This window comes from Deltaproteobacteria bacterium (genome assembly GCA_011375175.1).
Classification (GTDB): Bacteria; Desulfobacterota; GWC2-55-46; order GWC2-55-46; family DRME01; genus DRME01.
Map to the genome: position 1 here is coordinate 1 of DRME01000076.1, position 10033 is coordinate 10033.

At 64.8% G+C, this 10033-nt stretch carries 8 protein-coding genes and 1 tRNA gene; 2 read left to right on the forward strand and 7 right to left on the reverse strand.

Annotation, left to right across the window (positions count from 1 at the left end; translation table 11 throughout):
- Nucleotides 1-122: 122 nt before the first annotated feature.
- The 3 genes from ENJ37_06735 to kdsB all read right to left on the reverse strand — a co-directional run bounded on the left by ENJ37_06735 (nt 123) and on the right by kdsB (nt 3679).
- A complete protein-coding gene (locus tag ENJ37_06735; protein HHL40185.1) occupies nt 123-959 on the reverse strand; it encodes a 3-deoxy-8-phosphooctulonate synthase in 837 nt (278 codons plus the stop codon).
- Between the two features lie 91 nt (nt 960-1050).
- Entirely contained in the window at nt 1051-2790 is a 1740-nt protein-coding gene (locus ENJ37_06740; GenBank protein HHL40186.1) for a CTP synthase, read from the reverse strand.
- A 163-nt stretch (nt 2791-2953) separates the two neighbouring features.
- Complete coding sequence (gene kdsB, locus ENJ37_06745; GenBank protein HHL40187.1) at nt 2954-3679, reverse strand: 3-deoxy-manno-octulosonate cytidylyltransferase; 726 nt, start codon at nt 3677-3679, stop codon at nt 2954-2956.
- 241 nt (nt 3680-3920) lie between these two features.
- Here kdsB and ENJ37_06750 point away from each other — a divergent pair, with 241 nt between their 5' ends.
- Complete coding sequence (locus ENJ37_06750) at nt 3921-4550, forward strand: response regulator (GenBank protein ID HHL40188.1); 630 nt, start codon at nt 3921-3923, stop codon at nt 4548-4550.
- A 112-nt stretch (nt 4551-4662) separates the two neighbouring features.
- Here ENJ37_06750 and ENJ37_06755 read toward each other — a convergent pair.
- Nucleotides 4663-4738: transfer RNA gene (locus ENJ37_06755), tRNA-Phe, on the reverse strand.
- A gap of 349 nt (nt 4739-5087) precedes the next feature.
- Between ENJ37_06755 and queF the strand changes: the two genes are divergently transcribed.
- A complete protein-coding gene (gene queF, locus ENJ37_06760) occupies nt 5088-5447 on the forward strand; it encodes an NADPH-dependent 7-cyano-7-deazaguanine reductase QueF (GenBank protein HHL40189.1) in 360 nt (119 codons plus the stop codon).
- A gap of 201 nt (nt 5448-5648) precedes the next feature.
- Here the strand turns inward: queF and ENJ37_06765 are convergent, their stop codons facing one another.
- The 3 genes from ENJ37_06765 to ENJ37_06775 are packed head-to-tail and all read right to left on the reverse strand — an operon-like array spanning nt 5649 to nt 9567.
- A complete protein-coding gene (locus ENJ37_06765; GenBank protein HHL40190.1) occupies nt 5649-7031 on the reverse strand; it encodes a sigma-54-dependent Fis family transcriptional regulator in 1383 nt (460 codons plus the stop codon).
- A 41-nt stretch (nt 7032-7072) separates the two neighbouring features.
- Entirely contained in the window at nt 7073-8737 is a 1665-nt protein-coding gene (locus ENJ37_06770) for an arginine--tRNA ligase (GenBank protein HHL40191.1), read from the reverse strand.
- Nucleotides 8734-9567, reverse strand: coding sequence for an acyltransferase (locus ENJ37_06775; GenBank protein ID HHL40192.1), 834 nt, complete (start codon nt 9565-9567; stop codon nt 8734-8736). The genes ENJ37_06770 and ENJ37_06775 overlap by 4 nt, the downstream gene beginning before the upstream one ends.
- Nucleotides 9568-10033 lie beyond the last annotated feature (466 nt).

Genomic DNA, 10033 nt, shown 5'->3' on the forward strand with positions numbered 1-10033 from the left:
CCGGGATCTCTTTACGCCTTTGCGGTCCGAACCCGCCGGGGAGCGCCACGCATATACCAATAATAACACCACAACAACACCACCACAGGGTCCGCGAGAGACGCGGCTCCATGACCCTTGCTTCAGGAAGGCCTTCCCCCTCGTGACCTGACAAAGCCGTACAGGGCGTCGAGCTCCCCGACGAGGGGTTCGAACTCTTCGATGCTCAGCGAGTTCGGACCGTCGCAGAGCGCCCGGTCCGGGTCGGGGTGGACCTCCATGAAGACGCCGTCGGCGCCGGCGGCCACGGCGGCGCGGGCAAGGGTGGCCGCCATGGTCCTGTCTCCGCCCGAGGCCGAGCCGAGCCCGCCCGGAGACTGCACGCTGTGGGTGGCGTCGAAGACCACGGGAAGCCCCGCGCGCTTCATCACGGGTATGGCCCGCATGTCTACGACCAGGTTGTTGTATCCGAAGGTCGTGCCCCGCTCGGTGAGTATGACGCGCTCGCATCCCGCCGAGCGCGCCTTGGCCGCCGCATGGGCCATGGCGGCGGGGTCCATGAACTGCCCCTTCTTGATGTTGACGGCCCGGCCCGTGGCCGCCGCGGCGACGATGAGGTCCGTCTGCCTGCACAGAAGGGCCGGTATCTGGAGCACGTCGGCCACGGCGGCCGCGGCGGCCGCCTCGCTGCGGCAGTGGATGTCGGTGAGCACCGGCACGCCGAAGCGCTCCTTCACCGCGGCCAGGACGGCGAGCCCCTCGTCCATGCCCACGCCGCGGAACGAGTCGAGCGAGGTCCTGTTGGCCTTGTCGTAGGAGGCCTTGAAGACGAACCCCACGCCGAGCCTCGCGGCGGCGGCGCAGAGCGCCCCGGCGGCCTTCATGGTGGTCGCCTCGTCCTCGATCACACAGGGACCGGCGATGACGGCGAGCCTCTCGCCGCCTATCGCGCAGTCTCCGACCTCGACCACGGCGCTCACGGCGCCGTCCCGCCGAAGACGGCGGGCCCTTGAAACTGACGGTTCGCCACGGCAGAAGACATCGAAATATCCATCGGCGGAAGACGGACTCTCACCCGTCCCCGGCAGAGGAGCCCCCCCTTTTTTTGCCGCCCTCCCCGGCGTCCTTCTTCGACGGCCTCTTCGCCCCCTGTCTCGATGCCCTCGAAGAGGCTTTCCTGCCGGCCCCCGAGGGCTTGGCCTTGGAGGCGAGCACGGCCTTTATGAAGCCCCTGAAGAGCGGGTGGGGCGCCATGGGCGAGCTCTTGAACTCCGGGTGGAACTGGCAGCCCAGAAACCAGGGATGGTCGCGCAGTTCGATTATCTCTATGAGCTCGCCGTCGGGCGAAAGGCCCGAGAACTCCACGCCCGCCGCCCCGAGGGCGTCGCGGAAGGCGTTGTTGAACTCGTAGCGGTGGCGGTGGCGCTCGCTTATCTCGGTGGCGCCGTAGGCCGCCTGGGCCAGGGTGCGCCGCTTGAGCACGCAGGGATAGGCGCCGAGGCGCATGGTCCCGCCCTTCGAGGCGAGCCCCTTCTGCTCCGCCATGAGGTCCACCACCGGATAGGGCGTTTCGGGATCGAACTCCGAGCTGTTGGCCCCTTCCATGCCGCAGAGGTGGCGGGCTATCTCGACGACGGCCACCTGCATGCCGAGGCATATGCCGAAGAAGGGCTTTTTACGCTCCCGCGCCCAGGCTATGGCGGCGATCTTGCCCTCCACGCCGCGGCTCCCGAAACCGCCGGGCACGAGCACGCCGTCCACGTCCCCGAGGAAGGGGCCGACACCCTTCTTCTCTATCTCCTCGGAATCGATGTACTTGAGGCTAACCTTGCAGTCGTTGGCCAGCCCGCCGTGGATGAGCGCCTCGTGGAGGCTCTTGTAGGAGTCCTGGAGGTTTACGTACTTGCCTACGACCCCGATGGTCGCCTCGCGCCGCAGCGACTTCATCTTCTTCACTATGCGCTCCCAGCGTTCAAGCTTCGGGGCGCGGGTCCAGATGTTGAGAAGCCTCACGATCTTCTCGTCGAGACCCTCGCGGTGGAAGACGAGCGGCACCTCGTAGATGCACTCCACGTCCACGGCCGAGATGACGGCGTCGCGGTCCACGTTGCAGAAGAGGGCGATCTTGTTCTTGAGCTCCGGGTCGAAGGGCCGGTCGGCCCGGCACAGCAGCACGTCGGGCTGGATGCCTATCTCGCGCAGCTTGTTAACGCTGTGCTGCGTGGGCTTGGTCTTGAGCTCTCCGGCCGAGGCTATGTAGGGAAGGAGCGTGAGGTGCACGTAGGCGACGTTCTCCTTTCCGAGATCGAAGCGAAGCTGTCTTATGGCCTCGAGAAAGGGCAGGCTCTCTATGTCGCCCACCGTGCCGCCTATCTCTATTATGGCCACGTCGACGCCGTCGGCGACCTTGAGGATGTTGGCCTTTATCTCGTCGGTCACGTGGGGGACCACCTGGACCGTGCCGCCCAGGTAGTCGCCGCGGCGCTCCTTGGTTATGATGGAATCGTAGACCTGGCCGGTGGTGAAGTTGTTGAGCCGCGTCATCCGGGCCGACGTGAAGCGCTCGTAATGGCCGAGGTCGAGGTCCGTCTCGGCGCCGTCGTCGGTGACGAAGACCTCGCCGTGCTGGAAAGGACTCATCGTCCCCGGGTCCACATTGATGTAGGGGTCGAGTTTCTGGATGGTTATGGTGAGGCCCCTCGACTCGAGAAGCGCGCCCATGGAGGCGCTGGCGAGCCCCTTCCCCAGAGAGGAGACCACGCCGCCCGTTACGAATATGAACTTGTTCTTGGGCAAGGTCTTTTCAGCCATTGAGCACCGTTTCCCGCTCCATCTCTCAGGCGCAGGAGCCCTGTGGAACAGGGCATGGGATATCCGTCCCCCGGGAGCCGCCGGCGCCGGGGGGGAGCGGTTGCGAATTCGAAGGCCCCTGATCGAGAAAGAGGCCCCGGCCCTTGCGCAGAGGGCCTTCCCCTCACGTCCCCCTGCGCACGATGCCCCTCACCCTGTCGAGGTCCTCCGGCGTGTCGACGGCCACCGGTGAGCGGTCGGTCTCGACGACCTTTATGGAGTAGCCGTTTTCGAGCGCCCTCAACTGCTCGAGCTCTTCGCTCCGCTCGAGCGGCGAGGGCGGTAGTGCCGAGAAGGTGAAGAGGAAGTCCCTTCTGAAGGCGTAGATGCCTATGTGTTTGAAGGCCCGCGCCGCGCCGCCCCGACGGTGGGGTATGGGGCTCCTCGAGAAATAGAGGGCCCGGCCGGCGCGGTCGGTGACGACCTTCACCACGTGGGGGTCGAAGAGCTCGTCTTCGTCGGTAATAGGGGTCTTGAGGGTCGCCATGGCAAGCCCCGGCTCGTCGACGAGGGGCCTTACGACCTCGTCGACCATGGAGGGCTCGATGAGCGGCTCGTCGCCCTGGAGGTTCACGACAATGGGGGCATCGAGGTCGCGGGCGGCTTCGGCCACACGCTCGGTGCCCGAGCGGTGACTCCTTGAGGTCATGACGGCCCGGCCGCCGAAGCCCCGGACCACGGAGAGTATCCTCTCGTCGTCGGTGGCCACCACGACGGTATCGACGAGGGCGGCCCGGCAGGCCCTCTCGTAGACCATGCGGATCATGGGGGTGCCGCATATGTCGGCAAGGGGCTTGCCCTCAAGGCGCGTAGAGGCGTATCTCGCCGGAATGACGGCCGCAACCTTCATCTCCGACAATATACCAGATACACCCTTCATGTCAAGAGAGCGGACGGCGCGGCTCCCCTAAATGATTGACACCCCCGGGACGATAGGCTAAACTATTCAAGAAGTCCTTGACGACTTCATACATTGGGGAAACACTTCGCAAAACGGCTCATCGGGGCACTCCGCCTCTCCGGTCCAGACCGCTCCGCTCCCCCCTGGCGACGGAGCGGCCTTCCGTGCGCGCAAGTCCAAGAGCAGGCTTATGACAAGCGATAAACAGGCCGTGGAGATAAGTTGCGGCGAGTGCGGCATGCGCTTTCGTCTCTGGGTCCCCGCCGCGGTGCTCGAGGGCTGGGAGGGAGGCTCGGAGATCCGCTGTGTCGGCTGCGGAGCGCGCCACATCGCGAAAAAGACCGGCGAAGGGGTGGAGGTGAAGACTGCGGCCGTGGAAGCGGCGGCGGCCGGGCCGGAAGAAACCCCGGCGGCCGACGCCGAGACGGTGCTGCTCATCGACGACGACGAGCTGGCCCTCGCCATGGCCGAGAGCTCCATGAAGGGCGAGGACCTCAAACTCGTCACGGCACGCAATGCGGCCGAGGCGTTCAAGGTCATCGACCGCGAGAAGAAGATCGACCTCATAGCGGTCGACATGTACCTGAAGAATCCCGACGACCCGGCATCGACGATGGACGGCGAGGAGTTCCTGGTGAAGGTCAAGGAGCGGGGCATGAAGGTACCGGCCGTCATGACCACGGGCAAGGACATAATCGACGACATCATCCTCGACCCCAAGTGGTTCGACCTCAACGTGAAGGGCTTCATCCAGAAGGGCAACCCCTTCTGGACCGAAGAGCTGAAGCTGAAGATAAAGGAAGTCCTCTACAAGGACTGAGCCCGCGGCCGCCGCACCGACACCGCCGGACCGCTCCACAGGCAAGCCCTCCAGCGAAAAGGCCGCGACGCCCCGGCACCCTCGAGGGGCGGGACGTCACGGCCCGGAAAGATGGTGCCCAGGGACGGAATCGAACCGCCGACACGAGGATTTTCAGTCCTCTGCTCTACCTACTGAGCTACCTGGGCGTAATCTCTACACCGCAATAACGCCATAGCTTAGGTTAACGGCCGGCCTTTGTCAAGACTTTTGTTCCCGCGCGGCGGACCGCCCCAGTACAGGGAGTCGCCGCGCGGGCGATGGAAGGAAGCTCTGATTTATTGCACTGAGGGAACCTTTTTGTAAAGGGTCATAGACCCACGGGTCACAGACCCACGGTTCCCCCAGACTCCCTCCAAAAACTTTTAACGCCCTGCGGTTCATCCCGATTTTGCAAGCAAAATCGGGATGAACCGCAGGGAATTAAAGGTCTTTGAAGGGGGTCTGGGGGAAACTTTCTACAGAAAGTTTCCCCCAGGGTAATTAATCAGAGTTTCCATGACTTACGGAGAAGAAGAGATGGAACAGGCGCGGCTCGAGGCGTGGGAGAACCCTTCCCCCGACCGGGACTATACGATAGAGATAAGCTACCCCGAGTTCACCTGCCTCTGTCCGCGCTCCGGCTACCCCGACTTCGCTACGATCAGGATCACCTACAGGCCCGACGAAAAGGTGGTGGAGCTCAAGTCCCTCAAGCTCTACCTCAACTCCTACCGCGACAGGGCGATCTCGCACGAGGCGGCGACCAACAAGATATTCGACGACCTCAAAGCGGCCCTCTCGCCGAGACACATGGAAGTGGTCGGAGACTTCAACGTCCGCGGCAACGTCAAGACCGTCGTCCGCGTAAGCACCTGAAGGCGGGCTTCCGGCGCTCCCGCCGCCGGAGACTGCGCTTCGCTGCGGCCCTTGCGCCCCGGCCCGTGAGCGGCCTCGTTTCGAGCCCTCCCGCGCCCTGCCGCAGGCAGCGTCCCCCCTCCCCCCCCTCCCCCCGGCTCTCCTTCAAGCCCCTCTGTGCCTTTCGGGTCGCCGGACTCCGCCCGCGGGAGCACCGCGGGGTTACTTGAACTCCCTCTTGTCGAGGCCGTGGCGCTTGAGCATGCGGGTCACGGTGCGCACGCTTACGCCCATGGCCTCGGCCACGGCGCCGATCCTGCCGCGCTCCCTCTCCATGTAGTGGGTGAGGTAGGTCCTCTCGAGCTCTTCGGAGAGGCTCTCCCTGGCGCTTGCGTAATCGAGTCTTTCGGGAAGGTCCTCGATGCCCGCCGGCCTGCCCCGCGCGGCGCCGAGGCGCTGGAGGCGGGTTATGGGGCCGGGACCGCTGGTGAGGACCGTCCTTTCTATGACGTTTTTCATCTCCCGCACGTTGCCGGGCCAGTGGTAGGAGAGTATCTCGTTCACCGCCTCGGGGGCGAAGCCCTCTATCTCCTTGTCATAGAGGGCGCTGAACTTTTCGAGGAAGTGGTTGGCCAGCAGCACAACGTCGTCTTCGCGCTCGCGCAGCGGCGGCATGTCGATCCTCACCACATCGAGCCTGTAATAGAGGTCCTCGCGGAAGGCGCCCTGGCGCATGGCGGCGTCGAGGTCGCGGCTCGTGGCGGCCAGGAGCCGGGCCTTGAGTTTGATGGGCTTCGACGAGCCGACACGCTCGAACTGGCGCTCTTCTATGACCCGCAGCAGCTTGGACTGGATGGCGGCCGACGTATCACCCACCTCGTCGAGGAGGACGGTTCCGCCGCAGGCCGCTTCGAGCCTGCCCACCCGCGTGGAGACGGCGCCGGTGAACGAGCCCTTTTCGTGACCGAAGAGCTCGCTTTCGAGAAGCGTGTCCTGCAGGGCCGTGCAGCTTATGGCCACATAGGGCTCGTCGGCCCTGGAGCTTGCCGCGTGGATGGCCTTGGCCACCAGCTCCTTGCCCGTGCCCGTCTCGCCCGTGATGAGCACCGTGGCGTCCGTCGCGGCCACGGCCTCTATGAGCTCGAAGACACGGACCATGGCGGTGCTGCGGCCCACGAGCTCGTGGAAGGACTCGGTCGTGGCCAGTCGCTTCCTCAGGGCCGCCACCTCCCTGGAGAGCTTGTGTTTTTCAAGGACCTTGCGGACGCGGAAGAGCAGCTCGTCGGAACCGACGGGCTTGCAGAGGAAATCGCTCGCCCCGGCCTTCATGGCCCGCACCGCCGTATCGACGTCGCCGAAGCCGGTGAAGACGATGACCGGCACGTTGATGCTCCTCTCCTTGAGCCGCCGGAGCATGGCTATGCCGTCGAGCCCGGGCATGCACACGTCGGTGAGTACGAGATCGATGTCACCCGAGGCGTCGAGGCCGTCGATGAAGGACGTGGCGCTCTCGTAGGTGTCCACGTCGAAGCCCCGTCTCTCGAGAATGCTCTCTATGCTGGCGGCTACCCCCTGGTCGTCGTCGACCACCGCTATCTTCTTCACAACCTCTCTCCGTCGTCGAGACGCCGCCTGCGTCTCCGCCGCTACATCTTCTCAGGCGCCGAGACCCCTATGAGCCCGAGGCCGTTTGCGATGACGGTGCGCACGGCCGAGCAGAGCAGAAGCCTGGCCGCCGTGAGCTCGTCGTCGTCGGTCACCACGCGGGTGTGGTTATAGTAGGAATGGAAGAGGCCGGCCAGCTCGCGCAGGTAGAAGGTCATCCTGTGGGGCTCAGCCTCTTCGGCGCTCCGCACCACCACCTCCTCGAAGAGCGAGAGGTGTCTTATGATCCTGAGCTCGTCCTTCTCCGCAAGCCTCGCCAGCACCCGGGGCGAAGGCTGCGAGGGAGCCGTAAACCCCTTCTCCGCGGCAAAGGCCCCTATGCTGCATATGCGGGCGTGGCAGTACTGCACGTAGTAGACGGGGTTCTCCGGCGCCTGACTCTTGGCCAGGTCGAGATCGAACTCCAGGTGGGCGTCGGACTTCCTCATGAGGAAGAAGAAGCGGCAGGCGTCGCTTCCCACCTCGTCCATCACGTCGCGCAGCGTCACGAACTCTCCGGCCCGCGTGGACATGGCCACCGGCTCACCGCCGCGCGTAAGGCTCACGAGCTGGATGAAGACGATGCGCAGCCTGCCCTCGTCGCATCCCAGCGCCCTGAAGAGCGCCTTCATCCTCGGTCCGTAGCCGTGGTGGTCGGCCCCCCAGATATCTATTATCTCGTCGAAACCCCGCTCCAGTTTCTCGCGGTGGTAGGCGATGTCCGAGGCGAAGTAGGTGAGCGAGCCGTCGGCCTTGACGAGCACCCTGTCCTTGTCGTCGCCGAGGGCCGAGGTGGCCAACCACGTGGCGCCGTCCTTGTCGTAGACGTGCCCCCGGCGCCTCAGCTCCCCGATGGTCTCGGCCACCACTCCCCGCTCGTGAAGCGAGGCCTCGCTATACCATACATCGAAACAGACGCCGAAATCCTTTAGGTCTTTTTTGATGCCCTCGAGGATCGCCTCCTTTGCGAAATCCCGGAAGAAGTCCCGGCACCGCTCCTCGGGCTCGTCGAGGAAGCGGTCGCCGTGCTTGGCCACCACGTCCCTGGCGATGTCCCTTATATAGTCTCCCCGGTAGTGGTCGTCGGGGAAGTCTATCTCCCGGCCGAGCATCTCCAGGTAGCGGAGCCTCACCGACTCGGCCAGGGTGTTCATCTGGCGGCCCACGTCGTTGAGGTAGTACTCGCGGGTCACATCGAAGCCGGCGGCCTCGAGCAGGTTGGCGAGCGAGTCTCCTATGGCGGCGCCGCGGCCGTGGCCTATGTGGAGAGGACCGGTGGGGTTGGCGCTCACGAACTCCACCTGGACCCTCCGCCCCCGGCCCGCCGCGCTGCGGCCGAAGTCGCGGCCTCTCCGGGCTATCTCGGCGAGCACGGCGGCCCAGAAACTCTTTTCGAGAAAGATGTTTATGAAGCCCGGACCTGCGACCTCGCACCGCTCCACGCCCTCGGCCCCGGCGATACGCCGGGCCAGGGTTGCGGCGATCTCGCGGGGCGGGCGGCGCTGCGAGGAGGCCAGGAGCATGGCCACGTTGGTGGCGAAGTCGCCGAACTCCTCTCTCTTGGGCTTCTCCAGGATTATCTCCGGGAAATCGGCGGCTTTGAGCTCCCCGTCCTCGACGGCCGCCCTGAGCGCCTCCTCGACGAGACCGGCTATCTTCGCCCTCATCTCTTCACCTCCGTGAGCTCTCCGTACTGGTCGGGCCTCCTGTCCTTCAGAAAGACCCACTCGTTTCGCACGGCGCTTATGGCGTGGAGGTCGAGGTCCGCGAGCACCACCCCCTCCGAGGCTCCGGCCGGCCCTTCAACCAGGTCTCCGCCGGGACCGGCGCAGAAGCTCGCGCCGTAGAACTCCTGCTCGCCCTCGCTTCCCGTGCGGTTCACCCTGAAGACGTAGATGCCGTTTGCCTGGGCCGAGGCGGCCGCCGCCCTCTCCCACTTGCGCCGCGAGTGGACGTAGGCCGACGCCGTGGGGACGAATACCATCTGGACGCCCTTGAGGGCCAATATCCTGAAGCCCTCGGGGAAGAAGACGTCCCAGCACAGCAGCACGCCGACGGTGCCGAAGCTCGTCTCGAATACGGGGAAACCGAGGTCTCCGGGGCTGAAGTAGGCCTTCTCCTCCCAGAATGGAAGCTGGGGCACGTGGACCTTGCGGTACCTGCCAAGCACCGCGCCGCCCTCGTCGATGACAAAGGCCGTGTTGTAGAAACGCCCGCCGTCGCGCTCGAAGATGGGCGCGATGACCACCGAGCCGGCCCGCCTCGCCGCCTCGCGCAGAAACGACACCGTCTCGCCATCCTCGGGCTCGGCCCACCGGAAGTTGTCCTTCGATATGACCGCCGGGAACCAGGGGGTGCTGAAGAGCTGGGGCAGGCATATGACCCTTGCGCCCCGCTCCGCGGCCGCCGCTATGAGTGAGCCGGCGACCTTGAGATTCCTCGCCCTCACCGCCGTCGGCGACATCTGGATCCCCGCTGTCTTCACGCTTCCTTTCATCGCTCTCCTCTTGTCACGCCTATAACAGATGCCGCCTCCGGCCAGACCCCTGCAAACAAGGGAAACCTTCCGCGCACGCCATGGCGACGCAGCGGCAACCCCAGGGCCCTGACCGGCCTTGAAATCCGCCGCCCCCTCACCTTCCGATCTCCGCCGGAAGGAGCGGCAGCGCCGAAGCTCTCTGGAGGGAGTCTGACAACCCTTGCCGCGGCAAGAGTCCGTCGGAAGAACAAACCGTTGGTTCCATAAAGAAAAGGATATTCTGATTAATTACCCTGGGGGAAACTTTCTGTAGAAGGGCCATAGGCCCACGTTTCCCCCAGACCCCCTTCAAAGACTTTTAATTCCCTGCGGATCATCCCGGTTTTGCAAGCAAAACCGGGATGATCCGCAGGGCGTTAAAAGTTTTTGGAGGGAGTCTGAGGGAACCCTTCTACAAAAAGGTTCCCTCAGTGCAATAAATCAG